At 65.3% G+C, this 23,232-nt stretch carries 22 protein-coding genes, 4 tRNA genes and 2 pseudogenes; 19 read left to right on the top strand and 9 right to left on the bottom strand.

The features are described from left to right. Window positions 1–22 precede the first annotated feature (22 nt). From QZM15_RS05685 to acpS, 11 genes are all read left to right on the top strand, one after another. Complete coding sequence (locus QZM15_RS05685; RefSeq protein ID WP_059574007.1) at window positions 23–640, top strand: sigma-E factor negative regulatory protein; 618 nt, start codon at window positions 23–25, stop codon at window positions 638–640. 5 nt (window positions 641–645) lie between these two features. Then, complete coding sequence (locus QZM15_RS05680; protein ID WP_059638278.1) at window positions 646–1,698, top strand: MucB/RseB C-terminal domain-containing protein; 1,053 nt, start codon at window positions 646–648, stop codon at window positions 1,696–1,698. Between the two features lie 16 nt (window positions 1,699–1,714). Then, complete coding sequence (locus QZM15_RS05675) at window positions 1,715–3,199, top strand: DegQ family serine endoprotease (protein WP_059574005.1); 1,485 nt, start codon at window positions 1,715–1,717, stop codon at window positions 3,197–3,199. Window positions 3,200–3,206: 7 nt separating this feature from the next. Next, window positions 3,207–3,485 (top strand): glutaredoxin family protein, encoded by a 279-nt coding sequence (locus tag QZM15_RS05670; RefSeq protein ID WP_104012357.1) that lies wholly within the window; start codon window positions 3,207–3,209, stop codon window positions 3,483–3,485. 156 nt (window positions 3,486–3,641) lie between these two features. Further along, complete coding sequence (gene lepA / locus QZM15_RS05665; protein WP_021159691.1) at window positions 3,642–5,435, top strand: translation elongation factor 4; 1,794 nt, start codon at window positions 3,642–3,644, stop codon at window positions 5,433–5,435. A gap of 16 nt (window positions 5,436–5,451) precedes the next feature. Then, a complete protein-coding gene (gene lepB / locus QZM15_RS05660; RefSeq protein ID WP_059574003.1) occupies window positions 5,452–6,345 on the top strand; it encodes a signal peptidase I in 894 nt (297 codons plus the stop codon). Between the two features lie 152 nt (window positions 6,346–6,497). After that, window positions 6,498–7,721: a ribonuclease III gene (rnc, locus tag QZM15_RS05655; RefSeq protein WP_124859485.1), complete on the top strand. Its 1,224-nt coding sequence runs from the start codon at window positions 6,498–6,500 to the stop codon at window positions 7,719–7,721. Window positions 7,722–7,781: 60 nt separating this feature from the next. Continuing rightward, on the top strand, window positions 7,782–8,681 hold the full coding sequence (era, locus tag QZM15_RS05650; protein WP_006476493.1) for a GTPase Era: 900 nt from the start codon (window positions 7,782–7,784) through the stop codon (window positions 8,679–8,681). Next, complete coding sequence (gene recO / locus QZM15_RS05645) at window positions 8,668–9,504, top strand: DNA repair protein RecO (RefSeq protein ID WP_059574001.1); 837 nt, start codon at window positions 8,668–8,670, stop codon at window positions 9,502–9,504. Before era ends, recO begins: the two co-directional genes overlap by 14 nt. Beyond that, a complete protein-coding gene (pdxJ, locus tag QZM15_RS05640) occupies window positions 9,501–10,277 on the top strand; it encodes a pyridoxine 5'-phosphate synthase (RefSeq protein ID WP_302106026.1) in 777 nt (258 codons plus the stop codon). Before recO ends, pdxJ begins: the two co-directional genes overlap by 4 nt. A gap of 81 nt (window positions 10,278–10,358) precedes the next feature. Further along, entirely contained in the window at window positions 10,359–10,805 is a 447-nt protein-coding gene (acpS, locus tag QZM15_RS05635; RefSeq protein WP_302106025.1) for a holo-ACP synthase, read from the top strand. 33 nt (window positions 10,806–10,838) lie between these two features. Here acpS and QZM15_RS05630 read toward each other — a convergent pair. Further along, a pseudogene (locus tag QZM15_RS05630) lies at window positions 10,839–11,057 on the bottom strand (zinc ribbon domain-containing protein); the annotation flags it as partial. 137 nt (window positions 11,058–11,194) lie between these two features. On the opposite strand from QZM15_RS05630, the gene nagZ reads away from it, so the two are divergent. Beyond that, the gene (nagZ, locus tag QZM15_RS05625; protein ID WP_059573998.1) at window positions 11,195–12,223 is read left to right on the top strand and encodes a beta-N-acetylhexosaminidase; all 1,029 of its coding nucleotides are present in this window, start codon (window positions 11,195–11,197) and stop codon (window positions 12,221–12,223) included. 173 nt (window positions 12,224–12,396) lie between these two features. Here the strand turns inward: nagZ and QZM15_RS05620 are convergent, their stop codons facing one another. The 3 genes from QZM15_RS05620 to earP form a co-directional block, all read right to left on the bottom strand. Then, complete coding sequence (locus QZM15_RS05620; RefSeq protein WP_059573997.1) at window positions 12,397–13,782, bottom strand: sigma-54 dependent transcriptional regulator; 1,386 nt, start codon at window positions 13,780–13,782, stop codon at window positions 12,397–12,399. A 267-nt stretch (window positions 13,783–14,049) separates the two neighbouring features. Beyond that, window positions 14,050–14,607 carry an elongation factor P gene (efp, locus tag QZM15_RS05615; protein WP_059573996.1) on the bottom strand — a complete coding sequence of 186 codons (558 nt, stop codon included), beginning with the start codon at window positions 14,605–14,607 and terminating at the stop codon, window positions 14,050–14,052. A 137-nt stretch (window positions 14,608–14,744) separates the two neighbouring features. Beyond that, a complete protein-coding gene (earP, locus tag QZM15_RS05610; protein WP_104012354.1) occupies window positions 14,745–15,938 on the bottom strand; it encodes an elongation factor P maturation arginine rhamnosyltransferase EarP in 1,194 nt (397 codons plus the stop codon). Window positions 15,939–16,014: 76 nt separating this feature from the next. On the opposite strand from earP, the gene uvrC reads away from it, so the two are divergent. The 7 genes and pseudogenes from uvrC to QZM15_RS05575 all read left to right on the top strand — a co-directional run. Continuing rightward, a complete protein-coding gene (gene uvrC / locus QZM15_RS05605; protein ID WP_059638288.1) occupies window positions 16,015–18,048 on the top strand; it encodes an excinuclease ABC subunit UvrC in 2,034 nt (677 codons plus the stop codon). A 90-nt stretch (window positions 18,049–18,138) separates the two neighbouring features. Continuing rightward, window positions 18,139–18,726 (top strand): CDP-diacylglycerol--glycerol-3-phosphate 3-phosphatidyltransferase, encoded by a 588-nt coding sequence (gene pgsA / locus QZM15_RS05600; protein WP_011544951.1) that lies wholly within the window; start codon window positions 18,139–18,141, stop codon window positions 18,724–18,726. Between the two features lie 166 nt (window positions 18,727–18,892). Continuing rightward, window positions 18,893–18,968 (top strand) — tRNA-Gly (locus QZM15_RS05595). Between the two features lie 53 nt (window positions 18,969–19,021). Further along, window positions 19,022–19,097 (top strand) — tRNA-Gly (locus QZM15_RS05590). A gap of 51 nt (window positions 19,098–19,148) precedes the next feature. Further along, window positions 19,149–19,224 (top strand) — tRNA-Gly (locus QZM15_RS05585). A 98-nt stretch (window positions 19,225–19,322) separates the two neighbouring features. Beyond that, window positions 19,323–19,396, top strand: a tRNA-Cys gene (locus QZM15_RS05580). 288 nt (window positions 19,397–19,684) lie between these two features. Then, window positions 19,685–19,963 (top strand): annotated as a pseudogene (locus QZM15_RS05575) (DNA adenine methylase); the annotation flags it as partial. Window positions 19,964–20,002: 39 nt separating this feature from the next. On the opposite strand, the gene QZM15_RS05570 reads toward QZM15_RS05575, so the two are convergent. From QZM15_RS05570 to QZM15_RS05550, 5 genes are read right to left on the bottom strand one after another with little or no spacing between them, the layout of a single operon-like run. Next, complete coding sequence (locus QZM15_RS05570) at window positions 20,003–20,728, bottom strand: immunity 52 family protein (RefSeq protein ID WP_099316205.1); 726 nt, start codon at window positions 20,726–20,728, stop codon at window positions 20,003–20,005. Window positions 20,729–20,734: 6 nt separating this feature from the next. After that, window positions 20,735–21,298: a restriction endonuclease fold toxin 5 domain-containing protein gene (locus tag QZM15_RS05565; RefSeq protein ID WP_302106178.1), complete on the bottom strand. Its 564-nt coding sequence runs from the start codon at window positions 21,296–21,298 to the stop codon at window positions 20,735–20,737. Then, entirely contained in the window at window positions 21,213–21,692 is a 480-nt protein-coding gene (locus QZM15_RS05560) for a hypothetical protein (protein WP_302106024.1), read from the bottom strand. Before QZM15_RS05560 ends, QZM15_RS05565 begins: the two co-directional genes overlap by 86 nt. Continuing rightward, window positions 21,685–22,188: a DUF4123 domain-containing protein gene (locus QZM15_RS05555; RefSeq protein WP_099316206.1), complete on the bottom strand. Its 504-nt coding sequence runs from the start codon at window positions 22,186–22,188 to the stop codon at window positions 21,685–21,687. Before QZM15_RS05555 ends, QZM15_RS05560 begins: the two co-directional genes overlap by 8 nt. A gap of 3 nt (window positions 22,189–22,191) precedes the next feature. Then, window positions 22,192–22,605 (bottom strand): PAAR domain-containing protein, encoded by a 414-nt coding sequence (locus QZM15_RS05550; protein ID WP_099316207.1) that lies wholly within the window; start codon window positions 22,603–22,605, stop codon window positions 22,192–22,194. Window positions 22,606–23,232: the final 627 nt, after the last annotated feature.

Raw genomic sequence — 23,232 nt, 5'->3', positions numbered from 1 at the left:
GGTGTGCAAGATGGGGAGCATCATGGGGTCGGTCAATACGCAATCGCAGGCGTGCTCGCGCGGCGAGCGCCTTTCCGCGCTGGTCGACGGCGAAATGTTCGATGGCCCGGATCACGGGCAGTTTCTGGCTGAGCTCGACCGCGCGGATCGCGCTGCGTGGGCCCATTACCACCTGATCGGCGATGCGCTGCGCTCGGACGAGCTCGCGCTGCCGCCCGCGCTGAGCGTCGCGTTCACCGCGCGCATGTCGGCCGCGCTCGAAAGCGAGCCGCACCTGCTGGCGCCGGCGGCCGCGCCGGTCGCGCGCAAGCTGCTGTCGCTGCGCCGCCGTGTCGTGCCCGCGTTCGCGGTGGCCGCCGCGGCCGCCACGCTGACGTGGATCGTCGTCCCGCAGATGCAGACGGCCGGTGCGCCGGGCGCCGTCCAGGTCGCGTCGGCAGGCGCGCCGCAAAACGGCAACCTGCAGCGCGTGACGGTTGCGCAGGCATCGGCCCAGCCGGGCCTGCAGGACGTCAACATCATTCGCGACGCCAGCCTCGACCAATACCTTGAAGCGCACCAGCAATTCGCGCAGCAGCCCGTCGTCACGGGTTCGATGCCGCTGATCCGCGCTGCCGTGACCACCACGCCAGGCCAATAAACCCGATGCGGACATTGCAGTTGAATCACGCCATCTCCGGATGGAAGCGGCTGCCGGCCCTCCTGCTTTGCGCAGCCGCCCTGTTGTCCGTTCAATCCCTTCCCGCCAGCGCCCAGCAACCGGACGATCCCCTCGCCACCCGCAAGGGCGCCGCGGACTGGCTCGACCGCGTCCAGCAGGCGGCGCAGCAGCAGAGCTACGAAGGGACGTTCGTCTACCAGCGCGGCGGGTATGTACAGTCGTCGCGCATTGCGCACGTCGCGTCCCGCGACGGCGAGTTCGAGCGGATCGAGACGCTCGACGGCAAGCCGCGCAAGCTGTTGCGGCATAACGACGAGCTGTACACGTTCGTACCCGAGCGCAAGCTGTGCGTGGTCGAGCGTCGCCAGACGCGCGATTCCTTTCCGGCGCTGCTCGGCGCGAGCGGCGAGCACGTGATGTCCGTCTACGATGCGAAGCCGCTCGGCAAGGACCGCGTGGCCGGGATCGACGCGCAGGTCGTCGAGCTCGTGCCGAAGGATGCGTACCGTTTCACGTACAAGCTGTGGGCCGACGCCCGCACCGGGCTGCTGCTGCGTTCGCAGACGCTCGACGCGAACGATCACGTGCTCGAGCAGATCGCGTTCTCGCAATTGCAGACGGGCGGTGCAAGCGGCGACAAGGCCGCGATTGCCGCCGGCATGCGCAACCTGAACGGCTGGACGGTCGTGCGCCCGCCGGTCGCGACGGTCGACATGGAAGCGCAGGGCTGGCAGCTCGCGCCGAGCGTGGCCGGCTTCCAGAAGATTCGTGAAGTGCGCCGGCCGATGGCCGCGCGCGATGCGGGCGATCCGCCGATCCCGGTCGATCAGGCCGTTTTCACCGACGGCCTCGCGACGGTCTCGGTCTTCATCGAGCCGGCCGAGAAAAATACGCGCAAGGAAGGCGCGGGCAGCACCGGTGCGACGCACGTTCTCGTGAAGCGTCGCGGCGACTACTGGGTCACCGTGCTCGGCGAAGTGCCGCCGGCAACGTTGCAGCAGTTCGCGTCTGCCATAGAATACAAGGCTTCCAAGTAACGCTACGGCTTCCGACATGACGAAACTCACGCTGCGCAAAGTGCTCGCGGCGGCGGCGCTGTGTGCCTGCCTGCCGCTCGTCCCGCAAACCGCGGTCGCTGTCACGCCTCCGGCTGCCAGCCTGCCCGATTTCGCCGACCTCGTCGAAAAGGTGGGCCCCGCGGTCGTGAACATCCGGACTACCGCGAACGTGCCGGTACCCGGCCCGCGCGGCGTGCTCCCGCCTGGCTTCGACAACGGCGACATGTCGGAATTCTTCCGGCGCTTCTTCGGCATTCCGCTGCCGCAGGCGCCCGGCAACGGCGGCAACCCGAAGAACGCGCCGACGCCGGACAATCCGCCCGACACCGAGCAGAACCGCGGCGTCGGCTCGGGCTTCATCGTGTCGGCCGACGGGTACGTGATGACCAATGCGCACGTCGTCGACGATGCAGACACCATCTACGTGACGCTGACCGACAAGCGCGAATTCAAGGCGAAGCTGATCGGCGTCGACGATCGCACGGACGTCGCGGTCGTCAAGATCCAGGCGTCGAACCTGCCGGTCGTCGCGATCGGCGATTCGAACAAGGTGCGCGTCGGCGAGTGGGTCGTCGCGATCGGTTCGCCGTTCGGCCTCGACAACACGGTCACGGCCGGCATCGTCAGCTCGAAGAGCCGCAACACGGGCGACTACCTGCCGTTCATCCAGACCGACGTCGCGGTGAACCCCGGCAACTCGGGCGGGCCGCTGATCAACATGCAGGGCGAGGTGATCGGCATCAACTCGCAGATCTACAGCCGCACCGGCGGCTTCATGGGCATTTCGTTCGCGATTCCGATCGACGAGGCGATGCGCGTGGCCGACCAGCTGAAGGCGACGGGCAAGGTCACGCGCGGCCGGATCGCGGTGGCGATCGGCGAGGTGACGAAGGACGTGGCCGACTCGATCGGGCTGCCGAAGGCCGAGGGCGCGCTCGTCAGCAGCGTCGAGCCGGGCGGTCCGGCCGACAAGGCGGGCATCCAGCCGGGCGACATCATCCTGAAGTTCAACGGCCGTCCGGTCGATGCGGCGTCCGATCTGCCGCGCATGGTCGGCGACACGAAGCCCGGCACGAAGGCGACGGTTAGCGTGTGGCGCAAGGGTCAGGCACGCGATCTGCCGATTACGATCGCCGAGACGCCGGCCGAGTCGACGGCGAAGGCCGAGCAGCGCAAGAACGCGCCGCAGAAGCCGCGCCAGAGCAATTCGCTCGGCCTGACGGTCAGCGACCTGACGGCGGAGCAGATGAAGACGCTGAAGCTGAAGAACGGCGTGCAGATCGACGGCGTCGACGGCCCGGCCGCCCGGGCGGGCCTGCAGCGCGGCGACATCGTGCTGCGCGTCGGCGACACCGACATCACGAGCGCGAAGCAGTTCGCCGACGTGACCGCGCAGCTCGACCCGCAGAAGGCGGTCGCGGTGCTCGTGCGGCGCGGCGACAACACGCAGTTCGTGCCCGTGCGGCCGCGCCAGAAGTAACCCGCCGATGTTCACGCTCTACGGCCGCGGCTGGTGCCACCTGTGCGACGACATGCGCGACGCACTGGCGCCGGTGGCGGCCGAATTCGGCGTCGCGATCGACTACGTCGACATCGATACCGATGCGGCGCTCGTCGCGCGTTACGACGAGGACGTGCCCGTGCTGCTGCTGGACGGCGCGCAAGTGTGCCGCCATCGGTTCGACGACGCGCGGGTGCGCGACGCGCTGGCAGCCCGGCGCGATGCTGGCACGCCGCCGGCCGGCGCTGCATTGCATGGGGCTTGATCCGGCGGGCGGCCCCGCCGGCGCCCCGCGTGGCGGGCCGTCCGAAATCCCGCCCGGCGTAAGCCTTTTCGGCTAAAATAAGCCGTTTTTTCACCGACTTACACAAGGCGTGCTCCGCAGTCGTCGAGCGCGCCTTTTTCGCTTGATCGGCACTGAATGGATCATATTCGCAATTTCTCGATCATCGCGCACATCGACCACGGCAAGTCGACGCTCGCGGATCGCATCATCCAGGTATGCGGCGGCCTCGCCGACCGTGAAATGGAAGCGCAGGTGCTCGACTCGATGGACATCGAGCGCGAGCGCGGCATCACGATCAAGGCGCAGACGGCTGCACTGTCGTATCGCGCCCGCGACGGCAAGGTCTACAACCTGAACCTGATCGACACGCCGGGGCACGTCGACTTCTCGTACGAGGTCAGCCGTTCGCTGTCCGCGTGCGAAGGCGCGCTGCTCGTGGTCGACGCGAGCCAGGGCGTCGAGGCGCAGACGGTCGCGAACTGCTACACGGCGATCGAGCTCGGCGTCGAGGTCGTGCCCGTGCTGAACAAGATCGACCTGCCGGCCGCGAACCCCGAGAACGCGATCGAGGAGATCGAGGACGTGATCGGCATCGACGCGACCGACGCGACGCGCTGCAGCGCGAAGACGGGGCTCGGAGTCGAGGACGTGCTCGAGGCGCTGATCGCGAAGGTGCCGCCGCCGAAGGGCGATCCGGCCGCGCCGCTGCAGGCGCTGATCATCGATTCGTGGTTCGACAACTACGTCGGCGTCGTGATGCTCGTGCGCATCGTCAACGGCACGCTGCGCCCGAAGGACAAGATCAAGATGATGGCGACCGGCGCGCAGTATCCGGTCGAGCACGTCGGCGTGTTCACGCCGAAGTCGCGCAATCTCGAATCGCTGTCGGCCGGGCAGGTGGGCTTCATCATCGCCGGCATCAAGGAACTGACGGCCGCGAAGGTCGGCGATACCGTCACGCACGCGACCAAGGCCGCTGCCGAGCCGCTGCCGGGCTTCAAGGAAGTGAAGCCGCAGGTGTTCGCGGGGCTGTATCCGGTCGAGGCGAACCAGTACGACGCGCTGCGCGAATCGCTCGAGAAGCTGAAGCTGAACGACGCATCGCTGCAGTACGAGCCTGAAGTGTCGCAGGCGCTCGGCTTCGGTTTCCGCTGCGGCTTCCTCGGGCTGCTGCACATGGAAATCGTGCAGGAGCGGCTCGAGCGCGAGTTCGACATGGATCTCATCACGACCGCGCCGACGGTCGTCTACGAGGTCGTGCAGAGCGACGGCTCGACGATCATGGTCGAGAACCCGGCGAAGATGCCGGAGCCCGGCCGCATCGCCGAAGTCCGCGAGCCGATCGTCACCGTGAACCTGTACATGCCGCAGGATTACGTCGGCTCGGTGATCACGCTGTGCGAGCAGAAGCGCGGCTCGCAGATCAACATGCAGTATCACGGCCGCCAGGTGCAGCTCACGTACGAGATCCCGATGGCCGAGATCGTGCTCGACTTCTTCGATCGCCTGAAGTCGGTGTCGCGCGGCTATGCGTCGATGGACTACGAGTTCAAGGAATACCGTTCGTCGGACGTCGTGAAGGTCGACATGCTGATCAACGGCGACAAGGTCGATGCGCTGTCGATCATCGTGCACCGGTCGCAGTCGCAATACCGCGGCCGCGAAGTCGCCGCGAAGATGCGCGAGATCATTCCGCGCCAGATGTACGACGTGGCGATCCAGGCCGCGATCGGCGCGCACATCGTCGCGCGCGAGAACATCAAGGCGCTGCGCAAGAACGTGCTCGCGAAGTGCTACGGCGGCGACATCACGCGGAAGAAGAAACTGCTCGAGAAGCAGAAAGAAGGTAAGAAACGCATGAAGCAGGTGGGTTCGGTCGAGATCCCGCAGGAGGCGTTCCTCGCGATCTTGCGCGTCGAAGACAAATAACAGGACTGATCCTTTTATGAATTTTGCGCTGATTCTTTTTGTGCTCGTCGTCGTGACGGGCGTAGCGTGGGTGCTGGACAAACTGGTGTTCCTGCCGCGGCGTCGCAAGGCGGCCGATTCGGCGATCGAGGAATTCGATCGCCAGCAGTCGCGCATCGACAAGCGTTTCGCGGACGAAAACGCGGCGCAGACGCGCTCGAAGCTGCGTGACGAAAAGCTGCGTCAGCCGTGGTGGCTCGAGTACACGGCGAGTTTCTTTCCGGTGATCCTGGCCGTGTTCGTCGTGCGCTCGTTCGTCGTCGAGCCGTTCAAGATTCCGTCGGGCTCGATGGTGCCGACGCTGCTCGTCGGCGATTTCATCCTCGTCAACAAGTTCGAGTACGGGCTGCGCCTGCCGGTCACCAACACGAAGATCACGCAGGGCAGCCCGCTGTCGCGCGGCGACGTCGTCGTGTTCCGCTATCCGAAGGACGAATCGGTCGACTACATCAAGCGTGTGATCGGCCTGCCGGGCGATACGGTCGCGTATCAGGACAAGCAGTTGACGATCAACGGCCAGCCGGTGCCCGAAGCGCCGCTGCCCGATTACTTCGACGACGAGCGCCAGAATTACGCGAAGCAGTTCGAGGAAACGATCGGCAACAAGAAGAACGCGATCCTCAACAACCCGGCCGTGCCGCCGTTCGTGATGGGCGCATACGACTATCCGTATCGCGACAACTGCACGTACAACAGCCGCGGCGTGATCTGCAAGGTGCCGCCCGGTCACTACTTCATGATGGGCGACAACCGCGACAACAGCGCGGACAGCCGCTACTGGGGTTTCGTGCCCGACCGGAACATCGTCGGCCGCGCGTTCTTCATCTGGATGAACTTCAGCGACCTGAAGCGCATCGGTTCCTTCAACTGATGCATTGATTCACACGCACTACGCGACGCACGGGCCGCGTCGCGTATTGCCGAACTACTTTAAGAACCGGCGGTAACACCGCCTCGTCACGCCTTTTCGTGTCCGGCCGTGCCGTTTCGGCCCGACCGGGCGCCCGCGTTATACTCCTGCACATGCCCCTATCCCAGTTGGAAAGCCGGCTGCGCTACGAATTTCGCAATGCGGAATTGTTGCGCCAGGCTTTGACCCATCGCAGTCACAGTGCCACGCACAACGAACGGCTCGAGTTTCTCGGCGATTCCGTTCTGAATTGCGCGGTGGCCGCCCTTTTGTTCCAGCGCTTCGGCAAGCTGGACGAAGGCGACCTGTCGCGCGTACGCGCCAACCTCGTCAAACAGCAGTCGCTGTATGAAATTGCTCAGGCCCTGAATATCTCGGACGGCCTGCGGCTGGGCGAGGGCGAGCTGCGCAGCGGCGGTTTCCGCCGCCCGTCGATCCTCGCGGACGCATTCGAAGCCATCATCGGGGCCGTGTTCCTCGATGGCGGCTTCGAAGCCGCCCAAGGGGTCATCAAGCGCCTCTATATCCCGATTCTCGACCATATCGATCCGCGCACGCTCGGCAAGGACGCGAAGACGCTGCTGCAGGAATACCTGCAGGGGCACAAGATCGCGCTGCCGACCTATACGGTCGTCGCGACGCATGGTGCGGCGCACAATCAGCAGTTCGAGGTCGAATGCACGGTGCCGAAGCTGGACGTGAAGGTATCGGGCTCCGGCGCGAGCCGGCGCGCGGCCGAGCAGGCCGCCGCGAAGAAGGCGCTCGACGAGGTAATGGCGGCCGCGCCGATGCTGGCCGCGAAGCCGAAGCGCTCGAAAAACGCGCGCGGGTCGAAGCATGTCGAACCCGAGATCGTGCCGGGCGTGAAGGGCGTGCAGGAAGCGCTCGACCTGCGCTCGCCCGAGCGGAAGGAGCGTGCGGCGGCGCGCGAGGCGAGGGCGGGCGGCGCGGTGCCGGCCGTAACGGCTGCGACGGCGGGCGCCGAACCGGCCGTCGCGCCGATGGCCGCGATTCGCGCGGCGCATGTCGAGCCGGCGGCGGACAAGGGCGAACGGGCGGCGAAGCCGGCGGCTGACAAAGTTGCCGACAAACCGGCCGAGCGGCCCGACAAGGCCGCGGAAAAGCCCGCCGAGGCCGCGCCTCGCGCAGCCGACAAGCCGGCCGGCCACGCAGCCGATCCGGCATCGTCGCCGGCCGACAAGCCTTCTGCGGGAGGCGACTCCGCCGCGCGCACGCCGGCGCGCGCACGCGATGCCGCGGCGCCCGACGCCGAGACGCCACCCGGCGGCGCGAGCCTTGCTGCCGCGCAGGCGCGCGTGGCCGATGCCGACCACTGAATTGCCCATCGATCGTGCCGCGCGCCGCGCGGCCGTTTCCGAACCTGTCTCCCAAACGATATGAACACTCCCGCTCCTACCGGTTTCCGTTGCGGCATGATCGCGATCGTGGGCCGCCCGAACGTCGGCAAGTCGACGTTGATGAACGCACTCGTCGGCCAGAAGATCAGCATTACGTCGCGCAAGGCGCAGACGACCCGCCACCGCATCACCGGCATCAACACGTTCGACGACGCGCAATTCGTGTTCGTCGACACGCCCGGCTTCCAGACCCGTCACAGCACCGCGCTGAACCGTTCGCTGAACCGCGCGGTCACGTCGACGCTGACGTCGGTCGACGTGATCCTGTTCGTGATCGAGGCCGGCCGCTTCGGGCCCGACGACCAGAAAGTGCTCGACCTGATCCCGCCCGGCATGCCGACGCTGCTGATCGCGAACAAGATCGACCGCGTGAACGACAAGGCCACGCTGTTCCCGTTCATGCAGAAGGTGAGCGAGCTGCGCGAATTCACCGAGCTCGTGCCGCTGTCGGCGCAGAAGCCGGAAGACATCAAGCGCCTGCTGGACACGATCAAGCCGTACCTGCCGGAAGGCGAGCCGATCTACGGCGAGGACGAACTGACCGACCGCAGCTCGCGCTTCCTCGCGGCCGAAATCCTGCGTGAGAAGGTGTTCCGCTGGACCGGCGACGAACTGCCGTACACGAGCACCGTGCTGATCGACAAGTTCGAGGAGGAGGGCCGCCTGAAGCGCATCTTCGCGACGATCCTCGTCGAGCGCGATTCGCACAAGGCGATGGTGATCGGCAAGAAGGGCGAGAAGCTCAAGCAGATCAGCACCGAGGCGCGGATGGACATGGAAAAGCTGTTCGACGGCCCCGTGTACCTCGAGACCTTCGTGAAGGTGAAGAGCGGCTGGGCCGACAACGAGGCGGGGCTGCGTGCCTATGGGTACGAATGACGCGCTGACGTCGACCGAAGACGCGGTGACGGCCGGCGCGAACGACGCGCCGCTGCCGGCACCGCCCGAACCGCCGCGCAAGGCGCGGCGCGCGACGTCTCGCACGTCCGATTTCCGCGTCGCCGAGCAGCCGGCGTTCGTGCTGCACAGCTATCCGTATCGGGAAACGAGCCTGATCGTCGACGTGCTGACGCGCGACCACGGCCGGCTCGCGCTCGTCGCGAAGGGCGCGAAACGCCCGCACTCCGCGTTGCGCGGCGTATTGCAGACCTTCCAGCCGCTGCTGCTGTCGTGGTCGGGCAAATCCGAGGTGCGCACGCTGACGGGCGCCGAATGGGTCGGCGGGATGCTGCCGCTCGGCGGCGACGGGCTGTTGTGCGGTTTCTACGCGAACGAGCTGCTTGTGAAATTCTGCGCGCGCGAGGATCCCCAGCCGCCGCTGTTCAATCATTACGTGCTGACGCTCACGCGCCTCGCGCACGGCGAGCCCGCCGTGCAGGTGCTGCGCTCGTTCGAGCGCGTGCTGCTGCGCGAGACCGGCTATGCGATGGCGCTGAATCGCACGGTCGCCCGCCGTGCGGTCGAACCCGATCGGCGCTACGTGTTCGACCCCGAGCGTGGCGTGCGCAACGCGGACGACGACGTGCCGTCGCACTGGCCGGTCATCACCGGGCAGACGTTGCTCGACATGGAGCAGGACGATTACCATCGAGCCCAGACGGTCGCGCAGAGCAAGACGCTGATGCGCTTCCTGCTGAACACCTATCTCGGCGGTACGCCGCTCGCCACGCGTCAGATCCTGATCGACCTGCAAAACCTATGAGCTTCTTCCTGACAACGCCCACCGCCATCGACCTTGGCGTGAACATCGACCACGTCGCGACGCTGCGCAATGCACGCGGCACGCGCTATCCCGATCCGATCCGCGCGGCGCTTGCCGCCGAAGAGGCGGGCGCGGACGCGATCACGCTGCACTTGCGCGAGGATCGCCGCCACATCGTCGACGCCGACGTGCGCGAGCTGCGCCCGCTGCTGAAGACGCGCATGAACCTCGAATGCGCGGTGACGGCCGAGATGCTCGACATCGCCTGCGAAGTGCGTCCGCACGATGCGTGCCTCGTGCCGGAGAAGCGCGCGGAACTGACGACCGAGGGCGGTCTCGACGTGGCCGGCCACTTCGAGGCCGTGCGTGCGGCGTGCAGGCAGCTTGCCGACGCGGGTGTGCGCGTGTCGCTGTTCATCGACCCGGACGACACGCAGATTCGCGCCGCGCACGAAGCAGGTGCGCCGGTGATCGAGCTGCATACGGGCCGCTACGCCGAAGCGCACGACGAAGCGCAGCAGCAGCGCGAATACGAGCGTATCGTCGCGGGCGTGCAGGCTGGCGCGCGGCTTGGCCTGAAGGTCAATGCGGGCCACGGGCTGCACTACACGAACGTGCAGCAGATCGCCGCGATCGACGGCATCGTCGAGCTGAACATCGGCCACGCGATCGTCGCGCACGCGATCTTCGCGGGCTGGGACAACGCGGTGCGCGAGATGAAGGCGATCATGGTCGCCGCACGCGTCGCCGCGCTGCACGGCGGCGCGCGCTGACGATGCGAGGCCGCCGCGCCCCGCACGCCGTTCGCGACGCTCTTGACCCGGCCTCGCCGGGCCACCCCCGCGGAGACTGACATGGCGATCTACGGTATCGGTACCGACATCGCGCAAGTGAGCCGCGTCGCGGCCGTGCTCGAGCGCACGGGCGGCCGGTTTGCCGAGAAGGTGCTCGGCCCCGACGAGCTACGCGTGTTCCACGCCCGGCGCGCGCGCTCCGAGGCGCGCGGCATCGCGTTTCTCGCGACGCGCTTCTCCGCGAAGGAAGCATTCTCGAAGGCGATCGGGCTCGGCATGCACTGGCCGATGACGTGGCGCGCACTGCAGACGCTCAATCATCCGAGCGGCGAGCCGTACGTGGTCGCATCGGGCGAGCTGGCCGACTGGCTGGCCGCGCGCGGCATCACGGCGCGCGTGACGGTCAGCGACGAACGCGACTACGCGGTGTCGTTCGTGATCGCCGAGACGGACGCTGAAACGGCCGCCGCGCGTGCCCCTGCACCTGTTTCCCGAACCTCCTACTGACGGAATTCCCGATTCGTTGACGTCATCCATCGCCTAAAGGCGGTGGATTCCCACACCTGGCGATGCACGTCCGCATCGGAGAATGTTCAGCGCAGCGTTGGTATCTCGATCATGCACGACACCACAGCCACTGCAGGCCCACTCTCTTATTCTCAGTCCCGCGATACCTTTCGGCCGCGCCGTGCTGTCTTGCGACCCGCACGCCGAACAGGACTGGGTGGAACCGCTTTCGTTGATTTCCTCGAACGTAGCAGTCCGTTGAGCGACTTCACCCGGTAGCTGGAGACAAGGATCATGCAGGTGATCCTAACCCGTGGAAGAAGCTGCCTGCCAACAGCACCCCCTTTCCTTCCCGCCATCAATGGCGGAGTTTCTCGGAGCAAATTCTGATGAAAACGACTCCCGGCCCGGTCATGCTCGACGTCGTCGGCACGGCCTTGTCGCGCGACGATGCGCGGCGCCTCGCGCATCCGAATACCGGCGGCGTGATCCTGTTCGCGCGGCACTTCCAGAATCGTGCGCAGCTGACCGCGCTGACCGACTCGATCCGCGCGGTGCGCGAAGACATCCTGATCGCCGTCGATCACGAAGGCGGGCGCGTGCAGCGGTTCCGCACCGACGGCTTTACCGTGCTGCCCGCCATGCGCCGCCTCGGCGAACTGTGGGATCGCGACGTACTGCTCGCGACGAAGGTCGCGACTGCCGTCGGCTACATCCTGGCCGCCGAACTGCGCGCATGCGGGATCGACATGAGCTTCACGCCGGTGCTCGACCTCGACTACGGGCACTCGAAGGTGATCGGCGATCGGGCGTTCCATCGCGACCCGCGCGTCGTCACGCTGCTCGCGAAGAGCCTGAATCACGGGCTGTCGCTCGCGGGCATGGCGAACTGCGGCAAGCATTTCCCGGGGCACGGCTTCGCGGAAGCCGATTCGCACGTCGCGCTGCCGACCGACGACCGCACGCTCGACGCGATCCTCGAACAGGACGTCGCGCCGTACGACTGGCTCGGGCTGTCGCTGGCCGCGGTGATTCCGGCGCACGTGATCTACACGCAGGTCGACAAGCGGCCGGCCGGGTTCTCGCGCGTGTGGCTGCAGGACATCCTGCGCGGCAGGCTCGGCTTCACGGGCGCGATCTTCAGCGACGACCTGTCGATGGAGGCCGCCCGCGAAGGCGGCACGCTCACGCAAGCGGCCGACGCCGCGCTCGCCGCCGGTTGCGACATGGTGCTCGTCTGCAACCAGCCGGACGCGGCCGAGGTCGTGCTGAACGGACTGAAGGCGCGGGCCTCGGCCGAATCGGTGCGGCGCCTCAAGCGGATGCGCGCGCGCGGCAAGGCGCTCAAGTGGGACAAGCTGATCGCGCAACCCGAGTATCGGCAGGCGCGGGCGCTGTTGAACAGCGCGCTCGCGTAAGCGGGCAGGGATGGCGCGAGTCGCGCCGTTCCGGTCTCCCCGAACGAAAGGCCGCGCAGTCGCGCGGCTTTTTTACGCGTTGCGACAGCCCTGAGTCGGGCAGTCGCCGGAGCGGACTTTGATGCAACTAACGGTCAAACTCGACCAGCGCCCGCATGCAGGGGCGCGTCCGCTCAGTTCACCTTCATCCGTTGCAGCTTGTTGTACAGCGTCTTCGGGCTGATGCCGAGCAGCGTCGCCGCGCGGTGGCGCGTACCGCCGACCGCGTCGAGCGTCGCCCGGATCAGCAGATCCTCGACGTCGGACAGCGGCGTGCCGACCTTGATCTGCACGCTGCTGCCGTTCAGTGCGGCGCCAGCGGAGAAGCTGGCCTCGCCGGCGCGCAGCGTCTCGATGAAGTCGCCCGATGCGTCGTACGCGAAGCGCACGCGTTCCCGCAACTCGCGCACGTTGCCCGGCCATTCGTAGGACAGGCATTCGCGCACGAAGCCCGGCGCCGCGCGCTTGTCGGTCGTGCTGCGGCCGGTCGCGCGCGCTTCGCGGTTCAGTTCGTCGATCTGCGCATCCGCGATCGCGAGTGCGTCGCCGTCGCGTTCGCGCAGCGGCGGCATCGTGATCGACGCCGCGTCGAGGCGCAGCCACAGATCCTCGCGCAGCGTGCCGTTCGCCACCGCTTCGCGCGCCGGGCGGCGCGTGGCCGCGATCAGCCGGAAATCGCTGGTGATCGAGCTCGTGCCGCCGATTCGCATGAAGTTCTGCGAATCGAGCGCGTGCAGCAGCGCTTCCTGCAGCACGAGCGGCAGTGCGGTGATTTCGTCGAGGAACAGCGTGCCGCCGCCGGCCTGTTCGAACAGGCCGGATTCGCGGCGCTCGGCGCCGTCGAACGCGCCGCGTTCGTGGCCGAACAGCACGCTGTCGAGCGAGGCGCCGTGCCGGCCGGCCTGCGCGAGCATGCGGCAGTCGAACGACACGAACGGCCCTTTACGGCGCCGGCTCAGCTCGTGCAGCGTGCGCGCGGCCAGCTTCTTGCCGGTACCGGCCTCGCCGGAGAACAGCACGGCCGTTTCGGTGTGGGCGTTGTGCTCGATCATGTCGTACACGTGCTGCATCGCGTCGCTGCGGCCGACCAGCGCGCCGAAGCGGCCGAGATGGCGCAGCGACGCACGCAACGATTGCACTTCGTCGATCAGCTCGTACGGGCGGGGAATCCGTGCGAGCAGGCTGCGCAGGCGCGGAATGTTGATCGGCTTGAGCAGGTAGTCCCAGATGCCGTGGCGCAAGCCCTCGATGGCGCTCTCGACCGTCGCGTTGCCCGTCAGCACGATCACCGGCAGCGAGCCGTTCGGCTGTTGCTGCGGCAGGTGCTGGAGCAGGTCGAACCCGCTGCCGTCCGGCAGGTTCAGGTCGACGAGCACGACGTCGGGAATCGAGCGGCCGAGCGCCGTGCGCGCTTCGGCGAGCGACGTGGCCGTGTCGACCGAGAAGCCGTCCGCGGCGAGCAGCGCGGTGAGGCCTGACAGGCTGTTGGGATCGTCTTCGACAATCAGGGCGTGTGGCATGGTGGACGCGAGTCGAGTCAAGAGAGGCGGGCTGTCGGCCAGCGGACCGCAGCCGCATGTCGGATTAAAGATTGATTTTATGCCCCGCCGAACGCGTCACGCGCATTATTTCTCCGGCGCTATAAAACAGTTACCGATGATACAAATTGAATATCTTTACCGGTGGCTTTTGTGCTGCGCATGGTTGCTGCCTGCGGCAGCTGTTGGCGCCAGACAAACAAAAAGCGCCCCGAAGGGCGCTTTGTTCGACGCGGATATCGCTGGCGCTTATGCGCGGCTGCGGTATTCGTTCGTGCGCGTATCGATTTCGATCTTGTCGCCGGTGTTGCAGAACAGCGGCACTTGCAGTTCGAAGCCGGTCGCGAGCTTCGCGTTCTTCAGCACCTTGCCCGACGACGTGTCGCCCTTGACGGCCGGTTCCGTGTAGGTGATTTCGCGAACGAGGATCGTCGGCAGTTCGACCGAGATCGCCTTCTCGTTGTAGAACACGACTTCGCAAGCCATGCCGTCTTCGAGGTAGTTCAGCGCTTCGCCCATCATTTCGGCTTCGACTTCGTACTGGTTGTAGTCGGCGTCCATGAACACGTACATCGGGTCGGCGAAGTACGAGTACGTCACTTCCTTGCGGTCGAGCACGACGACGTCGAACTTGTCGTCGGCCTTGTAGACCGATTCCTGGCCCGCGTTCGTCAGCAGGTTCTTCATCTTCATCTTGACGACGGCGGCGTTACGGCCCGACTTGTTGTATTCCGTCTTTGCGATGACCCAGGCATCGTTGCCGATCTGCACGACGTTGCCTACGCGGAGTTCCTGTGCGGTTTTCATAAAAAAACTGTCCTGATCAAATCAAATAAATAAGTGCCTGAGCGGTGCACAACGGGTGAGGCGCCAAGCAGATGCGTTCCGGTGGGCGCCTAAAGCTCAAACGCGAGCGCTTGCGTGGCCAGCCGTCGGATAACCGCTTATTTTAACTGAGATTTTGCGTATTCCGCCAGCTTTCCGGCGAGATCGCCAACGGCCGCGAGCGCGTCGGCCCAGCGGGCCGCATTGGCGTCCAGTGCGGCGCGGTGTTGCCAGAAATCGGCCCAGTCCGGTGTGCCCGCGCCGTTCCACGCGTGCCAGAACCGCTCGAGCGCCGTGCGGGGCGCATCGGCGAGGCCGGCCGACAGGTGCGCGAGCGCGGCATCGAGCTTCGGCAGGTGCACGTCGTCGGCCTGCGGGTAGATGTGCCACACGAACGGCTTGCGCGCCCATTGCGCGCGGACGAACGAATCCTCGCCGCGCACGAAATTCAGATCGGCGACCCACAGCAGCGGATCGTAGTCGGCCTGCGGAACGAACGCGAGCCCATGGGCGGTCAGGTTGCCGCTACGAGCGAGCGCGCCGGCGCCGAACGATTCGGCCCCGAAAAAACGCGCGACGGCGGGCGACAGGCGCCCGGCCGGCACGAGCGCGACCACCGGCGACGGGCCGTCGCGCCACTGCGCGAGCAGTGCATCGACGGCGGGATTCTCGTAGGCGAACAGGCTGACGACCGTCGTGCCGGGCGCCGGCGGCGCGCCGCCGGTCGCGCGCCGCCACCACGCGGCGCGGGCTGCCGGATCGGCGTCGAAGGCCGTGCGGCGCGCGTCGAGGTCGCGCTCCTTCGGCACGCCGCCGGTGCCCGCCGACAGGCCCGGGAAGAAGAACGTCTTCAGCAGCGGGTAGCGCGGATGCGGCGACGGCCGCAAATGGAAATCGGCGACCCAGTCCTCGGCGCTCAGGTATTCGAGGTTGATCCACACGGGGCGCCGCGCGCGCCGCGCCATCGCCGCGAGATAGGGAGCGGGCAGCTCGCACGCGAACGCCTCGATCACGACATCGGCGATGTCCAGCGCGTCGCCGACGTCCGCATGCCAGTGCTCGATCACGATCGCGTCGACCGTCTGCCGCGCGGCGTCGGGATCGACCTGCGGCAGCAGGCGCGCGAACGTGTGCAGGTCGTCGACGAACAGGCGAACCTGCCAGCCGTGCTCGTGCGCGAGCTGGCGCGCGACGCGCCAGCACACGCCGATGTCGCCGAAGTTGTCGATCACCGTGCAGAAGAGGTCGCAGGCGATCGGTTCGCCCGGCGCGAGCGGGACGGCGCGGAGGGGGATGGCGGTGGGGCGTGGCATCGAAGCGGGCCGGTGAATGCTCTAAACTGGCGATTCTAATAGACCCGTTCCGCGTTACAAGGCGCCCGGATCACGCATGACATCCCCAGAAGCCTCCGATACTCCGTTCGAACCGAAGAAGATCCTTGCGCAGTTGCCGCACATGCCGGGTGTCTATCGCTATTACGACACGGCGGGCGCCGTCCTCTACGTCGGCAAGGCGCGCGACCTGAAAAAGCGCGTGTCGAGTTATTTCACGAAGACGCAGCTGTCGCCGCGCATCGCGATGATGGTCACGCGCATCGCGCGCATCGAGACGACCGTCACGCGCTCGGAAGCCGAGGCGCTGCTGCTCGAGAACAATCTCATCAAGGCGCTCGCGCCGCGTTACAACATCCTGTTTCGCGACGACAAGTCGTATCCGTACCTGAAGCTCACCGCGCACCGCTTTCCGCGGATGGCCTACTACCGCGGCTCGGTCGACAAGCAGAACCAGTATTTCGGGCCGTTCCCGAGCGCGTGGGCCGTGCGCGAGAGCATCCAGATCCTGCAGCGCGTGTTCCAGTTGCGTACCTGCGAGGATTCGGTCTTCAACAACCGCACGCGGCCGTGCCTGCTGCATCAGATCGGGCGGTGCACGGCGCCGTGCGTCGGCGCGATCTCCGACGAGGATTACGCGGTCGACGTGTCGAACGCCGCGCGGTTTCTGCTCGGCCGGCAGTCCGAAGTGATGAAGGAACTCGAGCAGAAAATGCACGCGTTCGCGGCCGAGCTGAAATTCGAGCAGGCGGCGGCCGTGCGCAACCAGATGAGCTCGCTCGCGACCGTGCTGCACCAGCAGGCGATCGAGGTCGGCAGCGACAGCGACGTCGACATCCTGGCGGTCGTCGCGCAGGGCGGACGCGTGTGCGTGAACCTGGCGATGGTGCGCGGCGGCCGGCATCTCGGCGACAAGGCGTATTTCCCGACGCACGTCGAAAGCGCGCTGACGCTCGCCGAAGGCGGGCTCGGTGAAGAGGCCGAGCCGGCAGAGGCGATCGACGCGCCGGCCGATGCAGTGCCCGACCAGCCCGCGCAAGAGGCCGGCGGCGCGCGTGCCACGGCGGCGGCCTCGGTCGAGGCCGAGGTGCTCGATGCGTTCATCGCGCAGCACTATCTTGGCAACCGCGTGCCGCCGGTGCTCGTCGTCAGCCATGCGCCCGCGAGCCGCGACCTGCTCGAGCTGCTGTCCGAGCAGGCCGGCCACAAGGTGTCGCTGGTGCGGCAGCCGCAGGGGCAGCGGCGCGCGTGGCTGTCGATGGCGGAGCAGAACGCGCGGATCGCGCTCATGCGGCTGCTGTCCGAACAAGGGTCGCAGCAGGCGCGCACACGCGCGCTCGCGGAGACGCTCGGCTACGACAGCGACGATCTTGCGACGCTGCGGATCGAATGCTTCGACATCAGCCACACGATGGGCGAGGCGACGCAGGCGTCGTGCGTCGTCTATCACCATCACAAGATGCAGTCGAGCGAGTACCGCCGCTACAACATCACGGGCATCACGCCGGGCGACGATTACGCGGCGATGCGGCAGGTGCTCACGCGCCGCTACGAGAAGATGGTCGAGCAGGCCGCGCAGGCGGCCGCCGCCGACGAAGCGGCCGGCATCGACGGCGAGTCGACGCGCCAGGCAGAGGCGTCGAGCCTGCTGCCGAACATCGTGCTGATCGACGGCGGCAAGGGCCAGGTCGAGATCGCGCGTCAGGTGTTCACCGAGCTTGGGCTCGATACGTCGATGCTGGTCGGCGTCGCGAAAGGCGAGGGGCGCAAGGTCGGCCTCGAGACGCTGGTGTTCGCGGACGGCCGCGCGCCGCTCGAGCTCGGCAAGGAGAGCGCCGCGCTGATGCTCGTCGCGCAGATCCGCGACGAGGCGCACCGCTTCGCGATCACCGGCATGCGGGCGAAGCGGGCGAAGGCGCGCCAGACGTCGCGGCTGGAGGAGCTCGAGGGCGTCGGCGCGAAGCGCCGGCAGCGGTTGCTCGCGCGCTTCGGCGGGTTGCGCGGCGTGGTGGCCGCGAGTGTCGAGGAACTGGCGAGCGTCGAAGGCATTTCGCACGCGCTCGCCGAGCAGATCTACAAGCAGCTTCACTGACGCGGCCGTGCGGCCGGCGGCGTTGCCAGCGTTCTTGTGGCAGGCCGGTCGACACGGCACAATTGCGAATCCTTTACTGTCCCGCATGCCATGCCGTTCAATTTCCCGATTTTCCTGACGTGGGTACGGATCGTGCTGATTCCGCTCGTCGTCGGCGTGTTCTATCTGCCGGACACGGTGATGGGCGGCGCGCACCGCAATCTCGCGGCGGCGGCGATCTTCATCCTCGCCGCGCTGACCGACTGGTTCGACGGCTTCCTCGCCCGCAAGTGGAACCAGACGTCGTCGTTCGGCGCATTTCTCGACCCGGTGGCGGACAAGCTGATGGTGACGGCCGCGCTGCTGATCCTCGTGCAGATTTCGCGGGTCGACGCGGCGATCGCGCTCGTGATCGTCGGTCGCGAGATCGCGATTTCGGCGCTGCGCGAATGGATGGCGCAGATCGGCGCGTCGAAGAGCGTCGCGGTGAACCAGCTCGGCAAGTTCAAGACCGCGTGCCAGATGGTCGCGATTCCGATGCTGCTGTTCTACGGGCCGCTGCCGCTCGGCGTCGTGACGATCGATACGCGCGTGTGGGGCGAGTGGCTGATGTATCTCGCGGCGGTGCTGACGATCTGGTCGATGCTGTACTACATGAAGCTCGCGTGGCCGCAGATTCGCGAGCGCGGCGGCGCGTGACCCGCGTCGCCTCTGCGCGTCTGCTTCCGCAGAGCTTCAGTGGCAGCGGTTTTTGTAAAAAGGGCTGGAAAAGCCCTTGACATACGAATGTGCCTTCGACATAATCTCGCTTCTCCGCTGCACGACGAAGTGAATGTGTGACGGGGAAGCAGCAGTGCAGCAATACGCGGGAGTAGCTCAGTTGGTAGAGCGCAACCTTGCCAAGGTTGAGGTCGCGAGTTCGAGACTCGTCTCCCGCTCCAGATTTTTTCTGGCAGCGCGTGGTACGGCGAAGCGCTGCAGATGCAGGACACATGCGGGAGTAGCTCAGTTGGTAGAGCGCAACCTTGCCAAGGTTGAGGTCGCGAGTTCGAGACTCGTCTCCCGCTCCAGATTTTTCTGGCAGCGTGTGGTACGGCGAAGCGCTGCAGATGCAGGACAATGCGGGAGTAGCTCAGTTGGTAGAGCGCAACCTTGCCAAGGTTGAGGTCGCGAGTTCGAGACTCGTCTCCCGCTCCAAGTCATGGGAAGCCACGCTTCCCTTTTTATTTGATGGATTTCCGGTCCTCGAATAAAAATCTGTCGCTTGCCTCGCGGCATCCGGACAGTCCGCTTTTGGCGCGATAGCAAAGCGGTTATGCAGCGGCCTGCAAAGCCGTTTAGGCCGGTTCGACTCCGGCTCGCGCCTCCAAGTAAGAAAAGAAAAAGCCCTGAGAAATCAGGGCTTTTTCTTTTTCTGGCTCCACTTTCATTCTTGTAAGAAAGTCGTCTAGGGTGGTACAAAGTCGCCTCTAACCACTCAAGAAACACGCGTAACCACGCCTAAGTCGGGTCTTTGGCCGTATAGGTGAGTTCGCATCAGCGCATGGCAACCAAGCGACTAGACCCTCTGGAACGTGGGAATACATCATCCGACGTTCGAAGCTTCTCCCAAAGCCACTTTCCCTGACGTTTCCATCTGAAGAAGAGGGCGACGCGTACGCTTTTCTATTTGAACCCACCGCATTACGAGACGGAGGGGTACGGCGTGGCGTTTCCATTCGGCGAGTACGAGAAGATGGCGCAGCGCCTGCGCTCGATCAAGGGGCGCGCGATCGTGAGCCTCAATGATCATCCCGACATTCGGCGCGTGTTCGACGGCTTTCACATCGAGACCGTGCCGATTCAATACACGGTCGGCGGTGGGAGGGGCGTCGAGCGAAACGAATTGATCATTTTCAGTTGGGACGACGCGGCGCAGCCGGTCGGGTTGTTCTGAAGAGGAAGAGAAGCCGGTGGGGCGATTGCCCCACCTGACTCAGATACTCGAGTAGGTCGGGAGAAGATCCTGATCGACGAGGCGGATTTCGATGCGATTGGCAACCTCGATGTGCTCGGGGTTGTCGATCGAGAATGGGGCATCTGTCACGCTGACGATGATTGTACCGGTCTGGTTTTTGCCGGCTTCGGGAACAGGGATCAGGGCGCGTGCCTCGGGGACCTGCTGTTGTGTGATGACCTTCGGCAGATATAGCATCGCGCCTACACCCGGCTTGTCATCGAACACCTGCTTCTCGAAATAACCCTTTGGCGAAGCCTCTACGACCAACGGATGGAAGGTAGCGACGATCGTCTGAATCGAGTCAGCGAGATCATCCACGGATTGATAGCAGCGCGGTGCGTCAATGTCGATTGTGACCCGATCAGGCAGCACCTTCGCGTCTGATACGTGGCACGAAATCGCAGCTCCTTCATTGTCGCTTGCTGCGACGTTCCAGATTGCGGCGTGCGATGCGCCTCGCTTCCTGGTACTTCCGCGTTCCGTCAAAACAGCGAGCGCTGCCGTCGACGGTGCTTCGCTTTCGTCGAACGCCGGATAGAGGCTCGCCTCTTCCAGCGAATCACCGGTCAGTCGCCAGTTTGCATGCGCCATCAATGGCTCTTTTGCCGACAGGGCCGCGACGAGTCGCGATTCTCTAACCAGCATTTCCCGAAAATCTTGGGACGACAGGGAAGCGTCCCGAAACATCGCGTTGATTTCCATGATTCGTCACGGTTGATAGACGGATTGCACACCCATGCGAGCCAGTAGGGGGGCCATTTTCCTGTGGGTGAGCGGAGTCTGAAAGTACCACGTCAGGCGTGCCGGCGGATTTGCGCGTACGACCGACCCTTGGTCGACGATCTGGTCTTCCATAGTGCGAAAGCCATCGAACCATTTATCGGCCTTCGGAATCGATCCGTCGAGAAACTGATCGTAATTCCCCTTTGCCTCCTGCAGCATACATGCGCCGGGTTGGAAGCCGTCGAAGAACGTGCCAAGCCATTCCCATTCTTCGCTCCAGCGGCACTCTTCAATATCGAACGGGAAGCCGGTGATGCGGGCCTGATACCGATAGGCGTTCCAATTCACACCGTGATTGCGACGCATCGCGGCGCCAGCTTCCGGCGGACACTTCTTGCAGCTCTCACCAGTACGTGGAATCGCCCGGACATCCGGCTTCGCCTCGCTTTCGTCTTTCGGCGTGTCACCCGACAGGCTGCCCGTCCCCGCCACCGCTGCCCCGCCCAATAATGCGACGCCAGCGCGTGCCAATAGCGGCCCAAGCTCCACTGCCGCCGCTTCGACTATCGGTACTACGAATCCCACCATTTCGAGATCCCCTGTTGTATTCCGGATGTTCGATGCGCCATTTGATGACGCGAAGGTAATCGTGAAAGCGTTCGTCGGCCGAGCGGCCGGGACGAGTCAGCCACGCGCGCGTGGCCGGCTTTTCGTAAAACTTCGGAGCGTATGCCTCGATTCGAAGGAACGCGGCGACATTTTCGTCGGACTGGATGCCGAGCTGGCGAGCCGCGACGTATGCGCTCCAGAGTCGTGTCACCAGAGTTTCGTCGTCGGCCAGCTTCGGGTCCGCTTTGACGAGATCTAGCCGGGTGCGCTCGACGTATCCGCGTGCATCGATCTCGGCAAGGCCGGCGACCTGTTCGCTGGTCAGCTCAAGCATGCGGGTGTACTCCCCTGAGTATTCCATTTACTTCGACAAGCCAGTCGAATGTCGGCACGAAGAACTGCATGCGCTGCGTGAATTCCATCAGCGAAGCCACGTCGGCCATGATTCGGGCATCGTAGAAGCGGAGCAGGGCAGTGCTTCCATCCGGCAAGCGTACGTCGAGCCGGCCGCGCAGCTCGTCAGCGAGTGATTCGATCGGATATGCGCTGATCAGCCACGACACACCGGTGGAGCTGCTGGCCATGGTGGAGAGGGTTCGCCGAATATTGCCAGCGGCCGTCTCGTACGCAAACAGCCATGGCCCAGCGTCTGCGAGTGACGCGTCCTGCGTGCCGTCGAATACGGCTATGGCCGACTGCGATCGTTGGGGCGATGAACCGCCGGCCGCATCAGCGTACAGAAGGCCATCGACAAGGGCGTACAGATGCACCTGCATGGTCAACTGCTGTTGACGCTTGATGAAGTAAGCCTCGATCGAATTTCCGGTCATGGGCTATCCGCGCGCGATCATCGTCGCGGCATTCTCGGCCGCGGCTTTCAGGCATTCGAGACAGAGCGTCGGCGAGGGGGCAAGCGCTGCAGCCGCGGCTGCGACAGCTGCGACTGCGCCGCCCGACGTCGCTTCGCCTGATCCGACGTCGTCGAATGTCGCGGACGACTGCGAGGCGATCAACGTCGCTCCGCACGCGGTTTTCATGCCCTCGACGGCGGTTTCTCGTCCGTCGAACGTGTGCGAGTATTGCCGCCCCGTCGGCAGGATCGGAAAGACCCCCTTGCACTGCGGGCAAAGTACCTTGTGTCCGACGCCGGCAACGGGCTTTCCATCAATGGTCGAGGTCGCGCTGCCCTCCAGCACGCGGCCGCCATGCGTCGTCGTATCGCCGACGCAGATCATGGCTCTGGCCATATGTTCTCTCGTAGGTTTGGTTTTCGTATGAATTTACCATTTCCGGGGGAACGTCTGATCGTTGGCCACCTCGCGCTCAGTCAACTATTGTCAATCGAAGCGAGCGCCGTCGATCATGCGGCGGAGCTGGTCAAGCGCGAACGAATCGGGATAGCCGTTCTTCTTCAGCTCCAGCTCGGCCGCGCAGACCATTTTTTCCATGAGCCGCAGCGCTCGGCGGACATGCACCACTGACCTGCCGTGGATTTTTGGGCCTCGCGTGCGAGCCAGTCTGTCTGCGAAGTGCTTGACGGAGCGAGGTAATCGCATCGGGCGAGAGGATCGTCATGGTGCAGGCGAAAAGTTACTTTGGGGGCTCGCGTCAGCCCAGATCTTCTCTCGCGAAGTTCGCATTTCAGCCAAGAACCGTCATTGAAAGATAGAATTTGAGCAGCCGTACTATTTCGTTTGCGGGCATTCGTGCTGAACGTGTAAATGGCCGCTGCAGGGGCGAGTGAGCGACTTTCCCTACATCGGCACGAGCAACCTTTCCGCTAAACTCTGCGGACTAACATCTCACAATGAGGGACGCACATGGCCGGGGCCCACAAGATTACATTGTCAAACCCACGACTCTCGTCGCAGCTC

The organism is Burkholderia sp. AU44665 (genome assembly GCF_030504405.1).
Lineage (GTDB): Bacteria > Pseudomonadota > Gammaproteobacteria > Burkholderiales > Burkholderiaceae > Burkholderia > Burkholderia semiarida.
This window is presented reverse-complemented; position numbering and strand designations above follow the sequence as displayed.